This is a genomic window from Nostoc sp. ATCC 53789 (assembly GCF_009873495.1).
Taxonomy (GTDB): Bacteria; Cyanobacteriota; Cyanobacteriia; order Cyanobacteriales; family Nostocaceae; genus Nostoc; species Nostoc muscorum_A.
The window spans coordinates 5,484,691-5,508,025 of sequence record NZ_CP046703.1; the positions used below are offsets into that span (position 1 = coordinate 5,484,691).

Genomic DNA, 23,335 nt, shown 5'->3' on the forward strand with positions numbered 1-23,335 from the left:
GAAAAGTTGCTATATAGACTGTTGGATATAACTTAGACTGCTGGTCTAAAAAAGTGAGTTATTCGACTTTTAAACTTACCATTCTCAAAAGAGTATACATCCGCAAAACGTTCATTAATGGGAGAGCTATTTTTATGTATCCCAATAAATTGCCCCCAACAAACACCATGATTATTTTCAATTACAATATGCTCAATTTTATGTTTACCATCCGCAATAATTCTATCATTCTTATAAAAACTGAGTAGTTTTTCAAGTCCTATAAAAGGCTGATAACCTGGACGTTCATAAATAATATTTTTGTCGAAACATTTCAATAATAAATCCCAATCAGAAGAATCAACAGCACAAAACAAAGTAATGATTAATTCCTTTTTAGCGGTAATATTTGATAAGCTAATAGACTGATTCATCTTTTTAGTCCTTTGGTATCATCAAATTGCTATATCTAATTATTAAAAAAGTAATTGCTGCGTTACTTCTGCCTCTGATAACTGATCAACTTCTCCTAAAATTTTTGCTATAGCATCATTTTCTGCTTGTTCAATCTGTTGAGCAATTACTTTTTGGGCAAGTTCAGCAATGGTCGGGTTTTCAAACAGATAACGGAGAGGAAAATCTAGAGAGAAGGCTTCTCTTAATCGAGAAATGGCTTGGGTAGCGAGTAAAGAATGTCCCCCTAAGTCGAAAAAATTATCGTTAATTCCTATCTGTTTTATTTTGAGGATTTCAGCCCAAATTTTGGTTAATTCTTGTTCAGTAGGCGTGCGAGGAGGAACGAAATTAACCTCTAGATTTCTTTGGGAAGTATCTGGTGCGGGCAAAGCACTGTAATTTATTTTACTATTAGGTGTTAAAGGGAATGCCTCTAGAAATACGAAGGCGGCGGGAATCATGTAATCAGGTAGCTTATGCTTGAGAAAGTTTCGCAGTGTACTAGGCGTTGGTTGATTATCTTTGGTGACAAGATAAGCTACTAAATACTTATTACCAGGTTCATCTTCTCGCACAATAACAACAACTTGCTTTATGTCAGGATGCTGATTTAAAAATGCCGCAATTTCTCCTAATTCAATGCGAAAGCCGCGAATTTTAACTTGTGTATCAATTCGACCGACAAATTCCAGGTTTCCATCAGGGAGACGGCGTGCTAAATCTCCGCTTTTGTAAAGCGTATCTCCCTTAATAAAAGGATTAGGAATAAATTTTTCACTAGTTAATGTTGGTTGATTTAAGTAACCTCTAGCAACGCTCGCCCCACCCACATAAAGTTCTCCAGGAATGCCAATCGGAACTCTGTGTAAATCCCCATCTAGTAAGTAAACTATCCTGTCACCGATGGGCTTTCCAATGGGAATTGAATTCACATCTTCAGCCAGTTGTTTAGGAATCGGGTAACAACAAGTAAAAACTGTACATTCCGAAGGGCCATACCCATGAATTAATTGCGTTCCTGGCAATAGTTCTAAGGCGCGACGAACATGAGTTACAGAAACGGATTCTCCCCCAAACAGTAGTTGTTTTACGCCTGACAATCCTTGCGGCATTGTCTCAATCATAAGATTGAATAAGGCTGTAGTCAGAAATAAGGTGTTAACTTTTTGTTCTTGAATAATCTGGCTTAAGCTTTCTGGTGTGGGAATTTTATCTGGATAAAGTACACAACGCCCACCGTAAAGCAATGGCGGCCAAAGTTCTAAGGTTAGTGCATCCCAAGAAATTGATGAATGTTGTAGCCAAATCTGTTCTGCATCAAGGTGAATATAATCAACCCCAAACATAAAACCAATAATGCTACGATAAGTAACTTCCGTTCCCTTTGGTGTTCCCGTCGTGCCAGAGGTATAAATGATATAAGCTAAGTTTTCTGGATTAACTTCATTGAGCAAATTGTCTTCTTTCTGTTGAGCGATTATTTCCCAATCTGAGTCAAGATTAACTACGGTTTGATTATTGAGTGGAAGTCTATTTTGTAAATTAGTTTGTGTTAGTAAGATGGGCGTTTGTACATCTTCTAGCATGAACGCCAGTCTTTCGGAAGGATAAGCGGAATCTAACGGAACGTAAGCCCCACCCGCTTTGAGAATAGCAAGTATTCCGATTACCATTTCTAGCGATCGCTCTACACAAATTCCCACCCGTATTTCTGGTTTAACTCCCAGCCCTTTTAAATAATGGGCTAATTGATTGCCGCGGTTATTCAACTCCCGATAAGTTAAATGTTGCTTTTCGTATATAAGTGCGACTGCATCAGGAGTTTTTTCTACCTGTTCTTCAAATAAAATATGAATACATTTGTATTGAATAGAATCTATATTTTTATTATTCTCTTGTAGAATTATCTTTTCCTCTTCGGCTGTACCAAGCAGGGATAATTGGCAAATATCTTGTTGTAAATTGGCTCCCATCCCTGATAGCAATGTTTGGAAATGTCCAATCATCCGCTCAATTGTCTCTAGCTCAAAACGACCAATATCATAGACAATCCTTCCAGACAATTGTGATTCAGGATTAATCACCACTGTTAACGGATAATTAGTGCGTTCAAAACAACGAAGATGACTAATTTCTAAAGTTTTTTTGGTTTCCTGTTCAGCAGAATCTAGCGGATAATTTTCAAATACTAAAAGGCTCTCGAACAGAGGCATTCCTGGGGGAACATCACTCAAACGCTGAATTTCTGCCAGTGAATAATAAGCATACTGTTCCTGTTCAAATGCTTGACTTTGTAATTGCTTGAGCCAGGGTAATAATTCTGCTTTTGGTGTAATTTGTACCCGTATAGGGAGGGTATTGATTAATAGCCCCACCATCGAATCCACTCCCACAAGCGTTGGTGGACGACCAGATACAGTTGCACCAAAGACCACATCGCTTTCCCCTTTGTAGCGGGAAATTAGTAACGCCCATGCTCCCTGCACCAAATTATTCAAAGTTAAATGATGCTGTCGCGCCGCACATTGCAATTTTTCAGTTACCGTTTGGGATAATTGAAAACGTTGCTCATTATATATTCCTAGTCCCCTGTTCCCTGTTCCCTGTCCCCTATTTCCTATTAAAGGTGTAGGAACTTCAAACCCCTGGAGAGTTTTTTGCCAAAAATTCTTTGCTTGATCAATATCCTGTTGCTGTAACCACTGAATATATTCTCGATAGGGGCGAACGTGTTGGAGGCGTAAATGTTCGCCTTGCTGATGTGCTTCATAGAAAGCTAAAACTTCTTTGAGAATAATCTGCATCGACCAACCATCAAAGAGGATATGATGATGACTCCAAATAAATTGGTAAGTATAGTCCTCTAGCTGGATGATGGTGAAGCGCATCAGAGGGGCAACATCTAGTTCAAATCCTTTTTGGCGATCGCATTTCAAAAAATTCTCTAAATGCTCTTGTTGTTCATCAGGTGTAAAATGCCGCCAGTCCAATTCCTCCCACGGGAGATTCACTTGCTTACTAACCATTTGCAAGGGCTTTTCTATCTCCTCCCAATAAAAGGAACTGCGTAAAATTGGGTGTCGTGTAACAACCTGTTCCCAAGCTTGCTGGAAGGCAGGAAAATTTAATTTTCCTTGGAGGATACAAAGCAACTGCTCAAAATAAACTTCCGATTCTGGCGCATAAAGGGTATGAAACAGCATCCCCTGCTGCATGGGCGAAAGTTCATAAAGGTCTTCGATATTGTTCATGAAAATACCTTTGAGTGGGGACTGGGGAATGGGGAAAATAAAAAATGATTCTTGACTAATGACCAATGACAAATGACAAATGACTACTTCGTTTTATTTTTTTTGATTTTGGTCATAAATTTGTCAAGCTGTTTTTGGCTGAGTCTGGCTGCTGAGAAGTCTGAAGGTGTATTACCGATCGCATCAGGGGATTGACAGTGGGTAATGAGCGATCGCAATGCCTCCATAAATCCAAAGGCCAAACCCTCAATAGTGTCTCGTTTATAAATTTTCTCGCTGTAAGCCCAAGTCATCTCTAGCCTTCCTGCACGAATGAATCCGCTTACCCCTAACAGGTGGCTGCGCTGATTAAGTAAACTCTGTTCAGCTTTGAATTCTTGAGCCAAACCCAAGGCGGTAGAAGCCTTAAGCACTTGATCGAATTGACCAAGGTAGTTAAAACTTACTTGTGCTTGGGGGAAACTTTGTAGTTTCGTGCGAATTGTGTCATCCGGGTGCAAATATCGCAACACGCCATAGCCTATTCCTCGGTTGGGGATGCGCCGCAGTTGTTCTTTAACTAACTTTAAAACCTCTCCTGGATGGTCAATTTCTTCTAGCTGTAAATGAACGGGGAATAAAGTAGTAAACCAACCTACAGTCCGCGACAAATCCACATCCTCAAACAAGTCTTCTCGTCCATGTCCCTCTAAATCAACAAGCAGAGAACGTTCTCCCGTCCATTGGGCAAAGCTTTGCACTAGGGCAGTCAACAGCACATCATTAATTTGAGTGTTGTAGGCAGAGGGTACATCCTGCAAAAGGGCGCGGGTCTGTTCTTCAGTTAAAGAAAGTGACACAGACGCAGTTGAGGCTACAGTGTTATTTTCTTTATCGGAAGGATAGTCTACTGGTAAAGCTGTAACTTGAATACTAGATTGACTTAGCCAGTAATCCAACTCTGTGACTGCCTCTGATTGGGCGTATTCTGTGAGGCGATCGCTCCAATATTTAAAAGAAGTTGTTTTAGCTGGTAATTTAATGGCTTCACCACGGCTGATTTGCTGGTAAGCCATAGCCAAGTCTTCAAGCAAAATCCGCCACGAAATGCCATCTACTACTAAATGATGGATGATGAACAGTAACCGACCAGGTTGATCGTTGCCCAACCTAAACAGTACTACTCGTGCGATCGCCCCAGTCGATAGATTCAAACTAGCTTGGAGTTCAGCATCTGCCGCTTTCATTACTGTTTGTTGTTCTTCTGCCGATAGGTGCGATAAATTGATGACGCTAAATGGCACAGCTTCTAGAGTAGGGGCGTTAAACTGCTGCCAGTTTTCCCCTTCTTGTACAAATCGCAGACGCAAAGCATCGTGATGCAATAACAATTCTTGTACAACTTGCTGCAATAGCTCTGGTTGCAAATCTGGCGGCACTTCCAGCATGGCTGACTGGTTAAAGTAATCAGATTCGGGCAATTTCTGCTCAAAAAACCAGTGTTGGATAGGTGTTAGCGCCACCTTGCCAGTTACTAATCCTTGTTCGGCTTTGACAGAGCGAGTCATGCCTGCCACAGCAGCTAATTCAGCAATGGTTTGGTACTGAAATAGCTGTTTAGGGGCAATTTGGATACCCGCTTGATTAGCTCTTGAAATTACCTGAATGCTGAGAATGGAGTCGCCGCCCAATTCAAAGAAGTTATCGTGGATGCCGACTTGTTTTAGTCTTAAGATTTCCGACCAAATTGCTGCTAATCTCTCTTCTGTAGGGGTTTGGGGTGCAACAAAGTTATCTTCTGCGCCACGAGAGAGATCGGGTGCTGGTAGGGAGCGGTAGTCTATCTTGCGGTTCGGAGTCATCGGCAGCGTCTCTAGCTGCACGAAAGCTGAAGGAACCATATAATTAGGCAACTTTGCTTTTAGGAAATGGCGCAGTTCATCAGTGGTTGGTTGCGGCTCGTGCGGTACAACATAAGCTACAAGCCGCTTTTGTCCCGGAATGTCTTCACGAGCAATGACCACAGTTTGAAACACCTGTGGGTGTTGTCTCAGAACCGTTTCAATTTCTCCCAACTCAATGCGGAAGCCGCGAATTTTCACCTGATCGTCAATTCGACCAAGATATTCTAGATTGCCATCTGCGCGAAATCGTGCTAAATCTCCTGTTTTGTAGAGGCGATCCAATTTTGCATTTTGGATAAATTTCTCTGCGGTAAGTTCAGTCCGTTGCCAATAGCCTCTAGCTAATCCGGCTCCGCCAATATGCAGTTCTCCGGGAACTCCTATAGGGACAGGTTGCAGATATTTATCCAGGACATAAACCTGAACATTTTTAATCGGTCGTCCAATGCTAACAGAGGATGCTGATGGGGTTAAGCAATCTAAGGTGGCTATAACCGTTGCTTCTGTTGGTCCATAACTATTAAGTAATTGGGGTGGATGCCAGAAGTGAGCAACACTACTGTGCCAGTGCTTCACTTTTTCGAGTTGAACTTCTTCCCCACCAATAATCACTATTCTGATACTTTCGGGAATTCGGGAGTCTTCAGGGGTAAGTTCTGCGACTAATTGATGCCAGTACGCTGTGGGAAGATCCAAAACAGTTAACTGCCATTCTCGGCAACACCGCCAAAATTCATCGCTGGAGTGCAACATCTGTTCGGTTCGCAGCACTAATGTTGCACCGACTAAAAGACAAGGTAGGATTTCTTCAATAGATGTATCAAAACAGATTGACGCAAATTGCAGAATATTATCGCCCGCATTAATTCCATATTCATGAGTGGCAGTGATGACAAAATTTATTAGCGATCGCTGTTCAATCATCACCCCTTTGGGTTTACCTGTGGAACCAGAGGTGTAAATAATATATGCGAGGTTATGGAGTTGAACGTTAGTAATCGGATTGGCTGTACTGTGTTGAGCAATTATTTCCCAATCTCTATCTAAACAGATGGTTTTTCCGGCATAATTTGGTACTTTGCCCTGGAATCTTTCTTGAGTCAGCAGAATACTTAGTTGTGTATCTTCGAGAATATCAGCCAGTCGCTCTTCGGGATAGGCAGGGTCAAGAGGAATGTATGCACCCCCAGCTTTGAGAATGCCAAGTAAGGCGATAATCATCTCTGGGGAACGCTCAACGCAGATACCGACTAAGGTTTCTGGTTTGACTCCCAAACTTTGCAGATGGTGGGCTAGTTGATTGGCGCGATCGCTCAATTCGCGGTAAGTTAACTGTTGACCTTCTTGTTGAATAGCTACAGCGTCGGGCGTTAACTCTACCTGAGCCGCAAATAAATCATGGACACATTGCTGAGACGGATAATCTCTGTGAGTCTGATTCCACTCCACCAGTAATTGCTGCTGAGTCTGCGTTAACAGTGGTAATTCAGAAACTCGCTGCTCTGGGTTATCAACAATTCCCACTAGTAAAGTTTGATACTGCTCTGCCATCTGTTGGATTGTGGCAGCGTCGAATAAATCGGTGTTGTATTCCCAAATAACACTAATTCCCTTATCCCTACCATGTTGCGGGATCAGAACGACATCAAGATCAAACTTTGTTGATTTGTTGCTGAGGGCTACATTCGTGGTGATGTTCAACTCTGGGAGAGTTAAGTCTGGACGAGGAGAATCATGGAAGCTGAACATCACTTGAAACAGGGGATTATAACTAAGGTTGCGTATTGGTTTCAGAACCTCCACGACTTTATCGAAGGGTAAATCTTCGTTAGCAAAAGCTTCTAGACTGACTTGGCGGACTCGATCTAGTAACTCCCGAAACGTGGGATTTCCAGACAAATCGGTGCGTAAAACCAAATTATTGACGATCATGCCAATTAATTGTTCTGTCTCGCGCATCCGCCGATTGGCAACAGCTGTCCCCACACAGAGATCGTCCTGTCTGGTGTATCGGTGCAATATTACTAAAAAAGCTGCTAGCGTCGTCATGAATAAGGTGATTCCCTCTTGACGGCTCAAAACTCTCAAAGATTCACACAAGCTAATGGGCAACTCTACCCTGACTTGAGCGCCGTTGTAAGTTTGTTCTGCTGGTCGCGGGCGGTCTGATGGTAATTCCAACAGGGGCGGACTGCCGGATAACTGTTGCTGCCAATAAGCTAATTGAGCTTCGGCTTCCTGGCTTTTAACCCACTCTCGCTGCCAATGAGCATAATCTCCAAACTGGAATGTTAATTCTGGTAGTGGAGAAGGGTTTCCCAAACAGAAGGCTTGATAAAGTTCCAGGAACTCATTCAAGAACACATTGTTGAAAGACCAGCCATCATGAACCATGTGATGTTCGATGTGGATCAAAAGATGGTTTTGGTCGCTCAACTTCAACAATAACCACCTAACTAACGGCAGTTGATTTAAGTAGAAGGGCTTTTGCACCTCTGCGTCAAATAGGCGCTGACTTTCTGCTTCTTGCTCAAACTCAGGAAATGTCTGGAGGTCTACCACTGTTAACTTAAGTGGTGAGGCTGGGTGGATTACTTGAAATAACCGTCCATCTATTGCCGGAAAAGTTGTGCGGAAGATTTCATGCCGTCGGACAATCTCACTGAGGCACTGCTCTAATGCAGACACATCTAGTTTTCCGGTGAATCGCAGAGTTACCTGAGCTTGATAGGCAGCACTTTCAGGTGCTACTTCTTGGATGAAGTATACTCGCTCTTGAGCAAAGGATGCAGGCAAGTATCCTGACCGTGAAATTGGCTGCATAGCAGGACGTTGCAACTGTTGTTTGAGTTGGCTGTGCTGTTCAATCAGCCCAGCTAGACCCGCTATGGTAGGATTGGCAAAAATGTGGTGAAAGAATAACTCGACTTGGAAACCCTCGCGGATGCGGGAAAGCATCTGAGCTGCTATTAAGGAATGACCACCCAAATTGAAAAAATTGTCATCGATTCCTATCTGCTCAAGTCCCAGTAACTCAGCCCAGATGCTGAAGAGTGTTGCTTCAGTGGAGTTACGAGGTGCGATAAAGGTTTCTTCGAGATCGGGGCGTGAGCGATCGCCAGCTGGAAGATTTTGACGATCAACTTTACCATTGGGAGTAAGGGGCAAGGAGTCTAGGATTACAAAGACTGCTGGCACCATGTAGTTAGGCAGTTTTTCTTGAAGAAAGCGTTTGAGGGTAGTCACGCTCACATCAATTTGATTAGGGACAATATAGGCGACAAGACGCTGATCACCAGGGATGTCTTCACGGCTGATTACCACCGCTTGCTGTACATCTGGGTGTTGACTCAAAAGCGCCTCAATTTCTCCCAGTTCAATCCGAAAACCGCGAATCTTCACCTGATGGTCGATTCGCCCCAAAAACTCAATGTTGCCATCTGGTAAGAAGCGGGCTAAGTCACCAGTCTTGTAAAGACGTTCCGAATTTGAGGATTGGTCTTCTTTCTCTCCCCTGCTCCCCTGCTCCCCTGCTCCTCTGCTTTTTTGGAAGGGATTGGTGATGAATCTCTCCTTAGTCAACTCTGGGCGGTTCAGATAGCCTCTAGCCAAGCCGTCGCCACCAATATACAATTCTCCAGGAGTACCAATCGGAACTGGTTGTTGATGGTTGTCGAGGATATAAACTTGTGTATTAGCGATCGCTCGACCAATTGTCAGTTGAGTGTCGCCAGTATATTCTGCTACTGTGGCGCAGACTGTTGATTCTGTTGGCCCGTAAGCATTAAAAAAGCGCCGTCCTTTTGACCATTCAGCAATCAGCTTCGGATTACAAGCTTCTCCGGCGACGATGAGGGTTTGCAAGTTTGGCAATTCCTCTTTTGGTAACGCTGCTAGTGCTGTGGGTGGTAGTGTTACCTGAGTTATTGATTGCTCACGCAAAAATTCAATTAAATCTGTTCCTGGGCGTAAGGAATCTTGAGTGCCAATGTAAAGGCTACCTCCTGAACACACAGCCATGAAAATTTCCCAAACTGAAGCATCAAAGCTGAAAGAAGCAAACTGAAGAACACGACTGTTTTGGTGTATTTCAAACAGTTTTATTTGTGCCTGGATTAGATTACACACGCCTTGATGCTGAATCAGCACGCCTTTAGGTGTTCCTGTTGACCCTGATGTATAAATTACATAAGCCAGATTTTCTGGTGCAACCCCACTACTAAGATTCTCGTTGCTCTCTCGCTGAAAAGATTCCCAACCAGTATCCAGACAAATCAACTTCGCCCCACTTGCAGCTAATTCTTCAACAAATTTGTCTTGGGTTAACACCACTTGGACTTGCGAATCTGAGAGCATAAACGATAGACGCTCTTTCGGATACGTTGGATCTAGTGGAATGTATGCTCCACCCGCCTTGAGGATACCCAACATTCCTATAATCATTTCTAGCGATCGCTCAACGCAAATCCCTACCAACATCTCTGGTTTTACACCCCAAATTTGTAGATAATGTGCTATTTTGTTGGCTTGGTGGTTCAACTCTTGATAAGTTAGTTGTTCCTCCTTGAACACAACAGCGATGCTGTCTGGAGTTTTTTCTACTTGTGCTTCAAATAACTGATGTATACATAAGTGCTTTGGATAATCTACCGTTGTATGATTCCATTCCACCAATATTTTATGTCGCTCCTGCTCAGTTAAGGCAGACAAATTATTAATATTTTGAATAGAGTTAATGATAGTTTCTTCCATAATGAATTTGGTACAGAAAGTAAATATTTTCCTATTTTTGTAACTTTTTGCTATATGTTTGCCCAGGCTTTACAGTTATTTTTTTCACAAGCATTTAGAGCGATTTTTGGGCTTCTGCGAAGTAACACATTTATTGCATAGATATCCCAAAAAATAGGCCTTTGAGGGTTGAATCGGTGAGATTAGACTCAGAGGCCATTTTCTTTGCTCATAGAAATTTGGTGCGATCGGTTAACTGATACTGATTTTAAATAGAATCCAAAGGATATCTTAAAGCAAAATCCAGTCAGCTTTTAATAACCCCAAATCCCTAATCTAAAATCCCAAATAGGAGTTGTACCATTTGATTTTAAATGTTACCGAATCTAACCGTGAAATTATTCCTCGACAATTTCAATTGTTTGTGGAGGCTGAACATCTTCCACCTCAGTAACAGTTTCTGGGCTAAGGTGATTTTTCAGTTTGAGTTTTAGCTCCTCTGAAATGGGTAAATCTTTAATTTCTTTCAGGAGATATCTTACAGATTCGGTTTTACTCCGTTCTGTATAGACAGCCTTGAGAACAGCTTCAATTCCATATCCCGCGACAGTATCACCTAGAACCGTAATTAGACCAAGTAAACCTATACCTCCAACGATACCAAATGGGCCTCCTACTGCTGTGAGGGCAGCAACAATAGCAGCATTACTACCTGCTGATGTAACTGTTAAAATCACGAGAATTATCCCAGGAAGACCCAGACCAGCAAGTTTTTTAGCGATTTCGTCCATTTTAATTACCTAAAATCCTTTTTTCTTGGTTAAGACATTACTAAGGGTAAGAGGATAGAGTCTTTGTAAATCAAGAAACTTCTCTTAAAACCTAGACTAAGCTAAATAAGAGTAATTCACGTTCAGATTGGGTTAATATTCTTTGAGTTTTATCTCTAATTCAACCTCATCTGATAGCTCAGTCTTTAATCAAAGCGATCGCTAATTTTTCCATTTACAGCAGAGATAGCTACTGTTCTTGGTGAGGCTAGATAATTTTTGCCCGTTGGATCGCCACTGCGTCCTTTAAAATTGCGATTGGTTGCATAAATACCTGTTTCTTCTTTCGCCAAAACCCCAAATCCAGAATTGATACAAGCCCCACAACCTGTCTTGAGAATTTGTGCCCCTGCTTGTTCAAAAATGTCGAGATAGCCCAATTCTTGAGCTTGTTCTCTAATTTCAATGGTTGCAGGTACAATAAACAAGTTTACACCGTCTGCTAGTTGGCGACCGTTTAAAACTTCGGCTGCTTGAGCTAAGTCATAGAGTTTTCCTCCAGTACAAGAGCCAATAAAGGCTTTGGTAATCGGAATGTTTTCTAACTGACTAATGGCAACTACTTGATCTGGTTTTGGGGGACGTGCAACTTGTGGTTCTAAACTGCTGAGGTCAAATTGATAAACCCTTTCGTACTCAGCATCAGCATCGCCGATAATCTCTTGAAATTCTTCTGAAACTCGGTTTTTTAGATACTCACGGGTTACTTCATCAGGAACAATCAACCCACAGATTGCACCACACTCCACGGCCATATTGGCTAAAGTCAACCGTTCATCAAAAGGTAGTTGTGTGAGGATTGACCCTCTAAACTCCATTACTTTACTGGTAGCACCAGCACAGCCGATTTGTCCCAAAATAAACAGGATAATATCTTTGGCACTGATTTTAGGAGGTAAGGTTCCAGATAACTCAAATACTAGGGTTGGAGGAACACGAATCCACATATCTCCTGTGGCATAGATATTAGCCATATCTGTTGTTCCCACCCCTGTGGAAAAGGCTCCCAATGCCCCGTATGTGCAGGTATGAGAATCTGTACCGGCAATTATCATCCCTGGTCGGACAAACCCTTTTTCTGGGAGTAAAACGTGACAGATGCCTGTTGCTTCACCTGGGGAAACCACATCAAATAAGTGGCATCCTTGGAATTTAGCAAATTCAATCATCTGTTCGTACATCAGATATGCTTTGTCATCAGCACGGATGTCGTTGATTTGGATGAAGTGATCTGCTACTAAGACTACCTTTTGGGAGTCCCATAACTTTGTTCCTTCTCCATACTGTTTATAGAATGTTTTAGCTACAGGCCCGGCTACAGCATCATGGGATAATGCTAAATCGACCTGAGCAAAAACCACTTCTCCAGGCTGGACGTAGGAATTTCTAGAGGCTTTGGCCAAAAGTTTTTCTACTAAAGTCATGGGTCTTGGCGGGGTCAGGCTGCCAGGAATGGTAATCTGACCCTGACGACGCAGCTGATTAAAAGACATTAACCCACCTGCTGCTGCGATCGCATCAACGACAGGATTCTCCTGTTTCTCCCCTAAAATTTCTAGAGAAAGTCCAATATTGATGCTATTACGATAAAAAATTTCGGCGAACGATCGCGCCCGAATCTTTGTAATTCCAGCAGCTTGGAGGGCAATAGGAGCAATTTCTCGACTGGAACCACAGCCGAAATTTTCTCCTGCTTCAATCAGATCATATTTTAGCAGTTCACCTGCTCCAATCACATGTTCTAAAGCATAATGTTTTAAGCTATCTAAGTCATCATTTGTAGCTCGATTGGCAGGAATAATATCATCGGTATTGATATCATCTCCAAGGTGTAAAACTTTATTTTCTTGACTCATGAAGCACTCCTAATTGAGAATGTTGCACAACTGAAAGTTCTTCAAGTAAAAGGTCAACTAAGGTTGCAGTGTTAACTAAAATTTCTTCTCCTTGGGTAAACAAATCAGCTGTCCGGTATCCCTTAGCTAAAATTCGGTCTTGCGCTGCAATAATATGTTGGGCAGCTTGCACTTCTCCCCATTGCTGAAGCATTAAAACACAGGCTCCCAAGGTTCCGAGAGGATTAGCAATTCCTAAGCCTGCAATATCTGGAGCCGTACCATGAATGGCCTCGTACAAACCAAATCCATTAGCATTAAGACTTGCCGATCCTAATAAGCCAATTGAACCAACTAATGCACCGCCAATATCACTGAGAATATCTCCAAACAAATTACCAGCCAAAATGACATCAAAGCGTTGGGGATTTAAAACCATTTGCATGGCTAAGTTATCTACCAACATTGGCTCAACAACAACGCCGGGAAATTGTCTAGCTTCTTCTTGAACTAGACGAGTCCAAGGCAAATGAGGTAAAGCGTTTTCTTTATGAGCTACGGTTAGTAATCCTCGGCGAGATTGCGCTTTTTCTAATGCTTTGTGAGCAATTCGACGAATCTCTTCATCGTAATAGCGCATTGTATGGTATCCATAATTTCCTTGTTCATCGCAAGAGCGTCCAGATGGGCCAAAATAGATTCCACTGACTAGTTCTCGAACGATGAGAATATCAAGTCCTTGAATTTTCTCTGGTCGAAGACTAGATTTATGCACAAGACTGTTAACGCTGAGGATTGGACGAAGATTGCAAAAGAAGTCGAAGTGCTTTCGGAGTTCCAGCAATCCGCCTTGACTAACTGCACCAAATACAATCCCATCGGCTCCATCGCACAGTTCGGCGGTGGCTTGAGGGAAGTAACTACCCAGTTGTTCAAAGGCAGTTGCGCCGAGCCAACCATAGTCTACCTGTAAGCTAAATCCTTGAATTTTAGCAACGTGTTGCAGAATTTTTAAGGAAGCTTCCACTACTTCTGGCCCAATCCCTTCTCCAGGAATGGCAACAATTCGATAAGATGCTTTACTTAAAGACTCCATTTGGCCACAACTCCAATACCTCGTTGTTTTACATACTTACTCAGAAAGCCTCAAAGGTTGTTTTAAAAGTGTTTATCTGTGATTTTAGACACTTAATTTATTCCCTCTATCCCCCTAAAAAGGCAGGAGACTGGAATCAAAGTTTCCCAATTTATCGAGTGATTTAGAGGGAACTAAAACTTTTGATATCGCCAAGGCAACTTTTAAAACATCCTCTCAGATTTAGCTTGTTAAAATACTACACAACTCATCGATTTGTTGACTTTTTTCTTGAATCAGTATGCTACCTAAAGTTTGTAACTGTCGGACATTTTCTAGTTTGGCATTATCTATTGCTTCAAGTTCGCTTTTTAAGAATGTTTGGAATCGATAATAAGAAGCTTTACTCCCTTTATTAGTAGCCTCAAATAACCGTTCTAATTCTCCAGCTACTACTTCGCTCCCACCATCCAGTACAATATTTAACAGTGGTTTTGCCCATTGTAATAGTCCCCATTGTTTGACTTCATCATAAGCGTAGACACTGGTCAAGGAACCAGTACCCAAGGATACTAATAAGATATCCTCTATATTCAGGGCTTGTTTGGTTTCTTGTCTACTGATTTGTGCTTCTAAAATAGCCAAATTAGCTGGATTATTAGCAACTACTCCACCATCGACTAAAGTATAAAATCCGTTGGTATTATGGGAGCTAGAAACGCGATAGGGAGCGAAATAAGTTGGAGTTGCACTAGTTGCTAATGCCGCATCTGCGAGGGTAAAACCTGCACATAACTTACGAAACTTTTTCGATTCTGTCTGTTGTTTTTCCAGTTTGTTAGTAAAGAATATCGGAATTCGCTGCTCGATATCGTAGCTAGTTACAAATACTTCTTTGAGATTATTTTCTAGAGGACTATCACCAAAATATTGCTTAATAATTTCTTCTCTTCCTTCGGAAGAATATTTTGGTTGAACGAATATATCCTCTATTTGACCGAGTACTTTTTCCCAGAATGGCTCGTAAAATATCTCAGCCCCATACTCAATATATATTTGCAGGAGATCCTCAGCACTATATTGGGCGGTGGGTGAGGTATCAGTGGCCTCTAAATCTAATCGGGGTTTAGTTAATCCGAGTGCCAGAATTCCGCCGCTAGAAGTACCAGAAATTAAATCGAACAAACTAAAAATCGGCTTTTGTGTCCGCTTTTCAATTTCTGCCAAGATCATGGTGGGGATAATGCCCCGAATACCGCCTCCGTCAATGGCAAGGATTTTATATTTGGAATTGGCTTTAGTATTCATAGTTTTTGGCGATCGCTCCTGAGTTAATGTTTGTGGTTGTTCCTGTTGTTGGATATTGACTGCAACTGTTTGGGCTGTTTCTGATTTCTGTCCCTTTGGCTGGTTAGTTTGAATATTTGCAGATTTTTCGGTCTGTCTTTTTGCCCCTTTTTTTCCCTTCGTTGTTTTCTCTGTGGGGATGTCAGTTTCTACAACCGGAGGAACCTCAACGGATAGTTGCCGCAAATCATCTTCAGCGATCGCAGTTACTTCAGTGGGGATAACTTGTGCAATCAACTGGCTTTCCTCATCCACTACCACAGTTTCCTCTGGTTGTTCCCCATCAGGACTACTTGCTATCTGGTCTTGTGTCTCACTCTCGCTGGATGATTGTGTAATTCCAAAGGGAAGTTGTGCAACATCCCAACTGGGATCGCCACGCAATTTTCCATCATGGCCATTTCCAGTTTGGTCTTTTACACTTGTCCCTTGCCCTTCGTTTAATGCCCAATAAGCGATTAATCCCTGTTCATTGCCAACTAAAGGCTGATAGCGATGCCTCTGGATTTCCACTGGGGGACAAGGGTAATTCCAGACGCTAATGTTAGCTAATTGACCGGTGAAATATATGTTGTTGTGTAAAGTCGCGCCCAGAGTCACAGAACTCGTTGCTTTGTTTAAAGAGTCACCTGTGAAGTAGCCAAAGTACTCATTTTCGTCAAGGTATATACTTACTTGACCCTTATTAAAAACAATAGCAAAAAAGTGCCATTGTCCGACAGTTAATTCTCCATTACCAAAGGGTTTGATAAATTTTTCAACATTCTCGTCAATGTATACATCTAGGTTCCCTGATTCACTGATGCCAAACTCAAAATTATCACTATATCGATCTGAAGAACGAGCGAAAAAAACGTTGCGCGTTCCATAAGTGGTGGCTTTATCTGTTAGTTTGTGAGGATTCACCCATCCTGAAATCGTAAAGGCTGAACTTCCTTGAGCAAAAACACCAGCAAAATCGTTTTTGCCAAAATCTATGTAATCATCTTGACCATCAAATGTTAGTACTGATTGGCTATATATCTGGTTTGTCACAAGATTTTAATCTCCACAAAAAAATAAATTTGTAATTTTGCTTTCATACTTTACGGTAAAACTAGTCAGGAATAGTATTGGCATTACCCAGTAATATATCAATCCGTTTAATGATTGCTTTAAACTCACCTGCATTAAAGCGCTGGCTAAGTTGCGATCGCTGAATTTTGCCAATTGCAGTTTTAGGAATAATTTCTTTATCTAGTGGAATCAAATAATCGGGATTTACTCTCAGATTGTTCACAATTCGAGTGCGAATTCCTTTTATATCCTTATTAAAGTCCCCTTTGAGAAAAATAGTATTATTTTGCTGTACATTGGTCAAGATTTAGGTTGACCAACGTACAGTTTTATAAAAACTATTTCTCGATGATTTCAATTTTTTTTAGATATCGAACCTCTTTAGTATCAGTAATCATTGCTACGCTAAGTTGATTTTTCAGTTTGAGTTTTAGCTCCTCTGTAATCGGTAAACCTTGAATTTCTTTGAAGAGAAATATCACAGATTCAGTTTTGCTACGTTCTGTATAGATGCCTTTAAGAATGGCTTCAATTCCATATCCCGTTACAGTATCTCCTACCACAGTTACTAGACCTAGCAGGGCTATACCTCCGACGATGCCAAACGGCCCTCCCAAGGCTGTCAGAATAGCTGCAACAGCAGCAGAACTCCCCCCTGTTGTTACCGTTAGAATCACGAGTATTACACCAGGAAGACCCAGACCAGCAAGTTTTTTAACTATGTCATCCATTATAATAATTACCTAAAATCCTTACACTTGGATGCTGATGAAAACACGACTTAAGTATCTAATTCAGAAAAATATTTTCATGAGAATAATATATTCTTTTTTAAAGTAACTATGTGTTTAAATAATAGCTCGTAAAATATCTCATTTCTATACTAAAGATATTTTTGGGGAGATTTTAAACACTATAATTTGGCGCTCGGAAATGTATGAGATTTATTTAAGGTTAATAAAATTCTATTAGTCTGATTGTAAGAACACCTCCGGTTTAAATATTAGCAATTAAATCTAACAAAGTAAAAATTATTTTTAGTATTCGCTTTTCTATTTATGCTGGTATAATTTTCCTGGTACTGTACTTCATTAATGACAAGTATTTTATATTTTTAATTGGTGTGAACTCCATAGTTTTTTGAGATAGATTAGGGATTGCTTATGAGATAAGATTTACCGTTTATTCCTACTATTTAATATCGGAAAAAACTTTCATTATGATAGATTTCTACAATAAATTTATTAAATTAGATTATTTTTCAATTTAATAACTGCATTTCAAAGAACAGGCTGAAGTTCAGCCTACAAATCATCTCAGCTTTATCTACAAAATGCAATAGCAGTTAAGACAGTTAAGGAGATAGTTAAGCGGATGCTTAAGATAGCTAACCAGACAATTAAGACAGTTAAGACAGTTAAGCGGACAGTTAAGACAGTTAAGACAGTTAAGGAAATAGTTAAAATTTTTAAAATTGCTAATTACACAGAAGTTACTAACTGTAACTTCTGTGTAATTAGGTAAATAATTATGCAGATTTTCAGAGGTACTTGCTTTTTTTCGTCTCTAGGGGCTACCGCCTCATACATACACTTATTCAAAAAATGCTGCTGATGTTGGATCGTTGAATGGGGCAGAGGTGGCTGTTTTGTGTTTAGAAGGTGCTTCACCTATTATTTAACCTCTTGAACAGTACTTGCAAGTGATTCATGTCATTGGTTACTAGTCCGCTCCAATTCCTGATCGTCCCAAGATACAGGGTCTTCTAATGGTTCCAGATGAGTTGTGATGCTGCTTTTTGGCAATGCTTGAATGATGCTCAACTCAATTGCTTCGCATAAATCATGTCCTTGCTGCACTGTCCATACTCCAGGTACTAAAACATGAAAGGAAATAAACCGACGTGTTCCAGCAATCCGAGAACGCATTGCATGGAACTGGATACCTTGGCGTTCATATTTACTGAGAATAACCCGGATTGTCTCTATTTCTTCAATAGGCAAGGCAGTATCCAGTAATCCAAAAAAGCTTTCTCGTAGCAAACTAAATCCTGTCCAGACAATATTGACTGCTACCAACAAAGCGATGATTGGGTCAAGTACTAGCCAGCCTGTTACCTGAACTAAAAAGATTCCCACTATCACACCACCCGAAGTCCAGACATCAGTAAATAGGTGGTGAGCATCAGCTCGCAGTGTAATCGAACGCAAACGTCGTCCCGCTTTTAGCAAGACAAAAGCAACTCCTCCATTGACTGCTGTTGCCAACATCGATAGAGCCAAACCCAATCCCACTTGAGCGATCGCTTCTGGGTGCAGTAATCTTCCCCAGGCTTCAACTCCAATACTGATTGCTGCAACTATAATCAATGCACCTTCTGCTCCACTGGAAAAATATTCCGCTTTAGAATGCCCAAAGGTGTGTTCTGCATCGGCTGGTTTGGCAGCATAAGTTACTGCCCACAGTGCTATCAATGCTGCCGCCAGATTCACACACGATTCAATTGCATCGGAAAGCAACCCTATCGATCCGGTTAGCAGATAAGCCCCAAACTTCAAAGCAATAGTAACAACTGCTGCCCCAATTGATAGGAAAGCGTAGGAGCGTACTGTTCGAACACTCATCAAATTTACTCAATTGTAATTTTTAGCCAACAGTAACAAATTTAGCTCATAGCTTCATCCACCTTGAGATTTTGATCAGAATTTCGTATTCACATAGAAACGGGTAATCGTGGGGCATAGAAAGCGATCGCTCTTGAAGGGATAATATCTGCGATCGCAGATATTACTACTTTTGGCTCCAAAGCACGGCTTTGATTGCCTAGTAGTTCGCCAACCCAAAATTGTTGGGTGGAAGTCGGCAGAGGAGCAGGGGAGCAGGGGAGCAGAGGAGAGGCTTATACAAGTTCTTTCCCCTCTGCCCCTCTGCTCCTCTGCTAACCACCATGCAAAGTTTCCTTGGCAGACTACTAGGACAGTGATAAATAAAGTTCAATATACGCTATGCCTAAAGATACACGCTTTTGAGTAGTAGTTTATGTGAATCTCAATTGGGTAAAATAGTTATCTTAAAATCAGAAATTATGCCACAATACTTTGGACAACTGCACACAACTGAAGCGCCTTGGTCAATCCTTGGAGCAGTACAAGCAATACAACAGAATGAGCGCCATATCCTATTGCTGTGCGGCGACCCCTGTCTAATAGTTAGTGTGCTAGCACCAAACTTAATTCGGGTACGGATGGCCCCAAGTGGTGAATTTCTCTCTAGGCGATCGTGGGCAGTGACACTTGCGGATGAAGAATGGCCTACTGTGCCGTTTGAAGTGCGGGAAAAACCAGAGACTATAGAAATTGAAACTGAGCAATTGTCTATTGTCGTGTCCCGCAATCCGTGTCGTATCCAGTGCTTTGACTCAGCAGGACAGCCTTTTGCACAAGATACAGATTTAGGGATGGGGTGGCGGGCAGGGGAGGTTGCTGGGTGGAAACGGATTGAATCTGACGAACATTTCTATGGTTTTGGTGAACCAACTGGTTTACTAGATCAGCGATCAAAAGTGAGAACCAACTGGGCATCAGATGCGATCGATTACGGCATCATGACAGACAGTATGTATCAGGCAATTCCCTTTTTCATCGCCTTGCGTCCTGGATTGGGATACGGACTTTTTTTTAATACTACTTATTGGAGCCGATTTGATCTGGGCGCACAGCAGCCTGGAGTCTGGCAGATGGAAACTCAAGGGAGTGAACTAGATTACTACATTATTTATGGGCCTGAACCTGCGAAAATTATCCAGACTTATACGCAGTTAACTGGACGGATGCCTTTGCCACCTCGATGGTCATTAGGTTATCACCAATGTCGCTGGAGTTACGAGTCACAAGATATAGTAGGCAAACTAGCTGATGAATTTCGTCAGCGTCGCATTCCCTGTGATGTTATTCATTTAGATATTGACTATATGAATAGCTATAGGGTTTTTACCTGGAGTCCCAAGCGATTTGCTGACCCTCAAAAATTAATCCAAAATCTCAAACAAGATGGATTTAAAGTAGTGACGATTGTTGATCCGGGAGTCAAATACGAGCCAGAAGCAGATTACAAAGTCTTTGACGAGGGATTAAAAAACAACTATTTCATCCGAAAAACTAATGGTCAATTGTTCCACGGCTATGTTTGGCCAGACAAGGCCGTCTTTCCTGATTACCTACGTCCTGAAGTTAGAGATTGGTGGGGAAATTGGCAAAAAAGTTTAACTGATATTGGTGTTGCCGGCATCTGGAACGATATGAATGAACCCGCACTGGATGACCGTCCATTCGGCGACCCTGGTAACAAAATTTCCTTTCCCCTTGATGCACCACAGGGGCCAATTGAGGAAATAACCACCCACAAAGAAGTTCACAATCTTTATGGGCTAATGATGGCACAGGCATCTTATCAAGGAGCGAAAATATCTCGTCCGACTGAACGCTCTTTTATATTGACACGCTCTGGATATGCCGGCATTCAACGCTGGTCAGCTATCTGGACAGGAGACAATCAATCTCTGTGGGAACACTTGGAAATGTCCATACCAATGCTTTGTAACCTGGGTCTATCGGGCATTCCCTTTGTTGGTAGTGATATTGGGGGGTTTGCGGGGAATGCTACGGCTGAACTATATGCGCGTTGGATGCAACTAGGAATGCTTTACCCCTTGATGCGTGGGCATTCTGCATTAACTACTGCACAGCATGAGCCTTGGGTATTTGGCGATCGCATCGAAAAAATTTGCCGCGAGTATATTGACCTCCGTTATCAACTACTACCTTATATTTACAGTCTTTTTTGGTTAGCTGCAACTACTGGCGCACCAATTCTTCGCCCACTTCTGTATGATTTCCCCAATGACCCAAAAACCTTTTCTCTTGCCGATCAAGTAATGCTTGGCCCCTCGTTACTAGCAGCACCTATTTACCGTCCAGGCGTTGAACATCGTGCTGTGTACTTGCCTGAAGGTTGTTGGTACGATTGGTGGAGTGGAGAGGAATTTACAGGGCCAGCTCACATTCTTGCTTATGCACCACTGGAGAAAATGCCGTTATATGTTCGTGCTGGCTCCATTATTGCGATCGCACCAGTAATGCAATATGTAGATGAACATCCCATAAATCAAATGAGACTGCGGATTTGGAAGGGTGTTGGTGAGTTTACCCTTTATGAAGATGATGGTCATACTTTTGAGTACAAAACAGGAGCCTTTTGCACCACAACTTACCATGTTTATTCCGAGCAGCAAACAACCATTGTTGAGATTTCAGCCAGAGAAGGTGAGTTCTCACCTATAACACGTGAAACCATTGTGGAATTAGTCGGCGTTGGTGAACAGAGTTTTTTAGATAATGGTACTGCACATCGGTTGGAATTTTCTACTTAAGCAGCTCCATAAAATTGATTCGGAAGTTTGCATTTAGAATTCAGTAATATTCGTGAAATGGTATTACTCAAAGAAAGAATAATCCCTAATGAAGTCAATCCCAACAACTTTTGGTCTCATCAACAGTCTTAATTGATTTATCTGTTGCTTCCAAAATAAAGATAGCCACTAAAGTAGCCAGGATAGCCAATAAAGAAGCACTCACAAGCATAAAAGGAGAAGAAATAGGCTCTTGAGGAACTTGAGCTTCGGATAGGATAATTGCATTACCTAAGTTTTGATTTTCCGCTAAACGGCTTTCTTCTAGCTTTTGTTGCAAAAGTAAATAAGTAGATTGTGCAACTTGTGCTTTACGTTCTAACTGGCGTTGTTGTTGTTCTAATCTCGGAAGATAACTCAAACGTTGTTTGTGGCTAGCTTGTAAGTTAGATAAAGCAGCAGCTTGGCTTTCTAAACCCAGATGGGTTGACTCTAATTCTATAAGCTTCGCTGAGAGTTGCTGTTGTAGCTCTCCTAATTCATAGTTTTGATTTAGTTGTAGTTTATTCGTTCCTGTAACTTTTTTTATACGTTGTTGCAGTAGCTCATTTAAAGACTTTAATTTGTCTTCTAAATCTATAATTTGCGGATGGGTGTCTTTTACAACAGTTCGCCTGAGCGTAAGTTGCGACTCTAATTGTTGGATTTCTTTGAGAATATTTTGTACACCTGAAATTTGGCTAAGGGAAGTCTTAATCATTGCCTGCCGAGAGTTCATACCCAATTGTTCGCGGATTTCTTTAGATTGTGCATCGATATCAGCAATTCTTGATTGAGCTTCACTAAATTTCTTTTGTAAATCTGCAATATTTTCTACTGCCTTACTTGCTTCCTCTGGCAGGGAAACACTTTTATAGTTTTCTTTAAAATTGGCGATATCGGCTTCTGCTTTTAGAACAGTTAATTCTGCATTCGGCATCTGTTTTTCTAAAAATTTGCGAGCAGCCGTAGTTTGATTCCTCTGAGCGGATACATTATATTCTAAATAAGCATCCATCAATTTATTAACAACTTCTGTTGCAATTTCCGGGTTATTATCTTGATAGGATACTAATAAAATATCAGTTCCATTAATATTATTCACAGTCAACTTTTTAAGAAAAGCCTGGAGTTTTATAAGCTCTCCTTTGTCGTCCTTCAACTTGAGTTTTTTTATAGTTTTTTGCGCTATAGGTATAGAGCGTATAACTTCTGCCTCTGTATTTAAAGGATTAGTTTGATCCTGAGATACTGATTCTAGCTTGTTTATTTCTGTTCCTACTCCCGTTAGGGAAGAAGTTATATTTGTTTTGTGGAACAGCAGCTTTCCCTCTGCCATATAATTAGGTTGTCTTAATAACAAAGGTAACAATGAAATTAGCAAAGTTGGGAAAAATATTACTATAAAAGACAACCATCGGCGCTTCAAAATTTGCAAATAGGTGT

General features: G+C 41.3%; 12 protein-coding genes. 1 reads left to right on the top strand and 11 read right to left on the bottom strand.

Features of this window, described 5'->3' with window-relative positions; genetic code table 11:
* Positions 1 to 32: 32 nt before the first annotated feature.
* From GJB62_RS22795 to GJB62_RS22840, 10 genes are all read right to left on the bottom strand, one after another.
* Positions 33 to 413, bottom strand: coding sequence for a nuclear transport factor 2 family protein (locus GJB62_RS22795; protein ID WP_114081678.1), 381 nt, complete (start codon positions 411 to 413; stop codon positions 33 to 35).
* Positions 414 to 455: 42 nt separating this feature from the next.
* Positions 456 to 3,686 carry a non-ribosomal peptide synthetase gene (locus GJB62_RS22800; protein WP_114081677.1) on the bottom strand — a complete coding sequence of 1,077 codons (3,231 nt, stop codon included), beginning with the start codon at positions 3,684 to 3,686 and terminating at the stop codon, positions 456 to 458.
* An 83-nt stretch (positions 3,687 to 3,769) separates the two neighbouring features.
* Positions 3,770 to 10,321, bottom strand: coding sequence for a non-ribosomal peptide synthetase (locus GJB62_RS22805; protein ID WP_114081676.1), 6,552 nt, complete (start codon positions 10,319 to 10,321; stop codon positions 3,770 to 3,772).
* Between the two features lie 377 nt (positions 10,322 to 10,698).
* A complete protein-coding gene (locus tag GJB62_RS22810) occupies positions 10,699 to 11,091 on the bottom strand; it encodes a hypothetical protein (protein WP_114081675.1) in 393 nt (130 codons plus the stop codon).
* Between the two features lie 185 nt (positions 11,092 to 11,276).
* Positions 11,277 to 12,986, bottom strand: coding sequence for an aconitase/3-isopropylmalate dehydratase large subunit family protein (locus GJB62_RS22815; RefSeq protein WP_114081674.1), 1,710 nt, complete (start codon positions 12,984 to 12,986; stop codon positions 11,277 to 11,279).
* Positions 12,970 to 14,061, bottom strand: coding sequence for a 3-isopropylmalate dehydrogenase (leuB, locus tag GJB62_RS22820; protein ID WP_114081673.1), 1,092 nt, complete (start codon positions 14,059 to 14,061; stop codon positions 12,970 to 12,972). Before leuB ends, GJB62_RS22815 begins: the two co-directional genes overlap by 17 nt.
* Positions 14,062 to 14,283: 222 nt before the next feature.
* Positions 14,284 to 16,422 (bottom strand): patatin-like phospholipase family protein, encoded by a 2,139-nt coding sequence (locus GJB62_RS22825; protein WP_114081672.1) that lies wholly within the window; start codon positions 16,420 to 16,422, stop codon positions 14,284 to 14,286.
* 61 nt (positions 16,423 to 16,483) lie between these two features.
* Positions 16,484 to 16,747, bottom strand: coding sequence for a hypothetical protein (locus GJB62_RS22830; RefSeq protein WP_159402551.1), 264 nt, complete (start codon positions 16,745 to 16,747; stop codon positions 16,484 to 16,486).
* A 34-nt stretch (positions 16,748 to 16,781) separates the two neighbouring features.
* The gene (locus GJB62_RS22835; protein WP_114081671.1) at positions 16,782 to 17,174 is read right to left on the bottom strand and encodes a hypothetical protein; all 393 of its coding nucleotides are present in this window, start codon (positions 17,172 to 17,174) and stop codon (positions 16,782 to 16,784) included.
* Positions 17,175 to 18,155: 981 nt separating this feature from the next.
* Entirely contained in the window at positions 18,156 to 19,067 is a 912-nt protein-coding gene (locus GJB62_RS22840) for a cation diffusion facilitator family transporter (RefSeq protein WP_114081670.1), read from the bottom strand.
* A gap of 461 nt (positions 19,068 to 19,528) precedes the next feature.
* On the opposite strand from GJB62_RS22840, the gene GJB62_RS22845 reads away from it, so the two are divergent.
* A complete protein-coding gene (locus tag GJB62_RS22845) occupies positions 19,529 to 21,871 on the top strand; it encodes a glycoside hydrolase family 31 protein (protein WP_114081669.1) in 2,343 nt (780 codons plus the stop codon).
* A 94-nt stretch (positions 21,872 to 21,965) separates the two neighbouring features.
* Here the strand turns inward: GJB62_RS22845 and GJB62_RS22850 are convergent, their stop codons facing one another.
* On the bottom strand, positions 21,966 to 23,303 hold the full coding sequence (locus tag GJB62_RS22850; protein WP_159402552.1) for a GNVR domain-containing protein: 1,338 nt from the start codon (positions 23,301 to 23,303) through the stop codon (positions 21,966 to 21,968).
* Positions 23,304 to 23,335 lie beyond the last annotated feature (32 nt).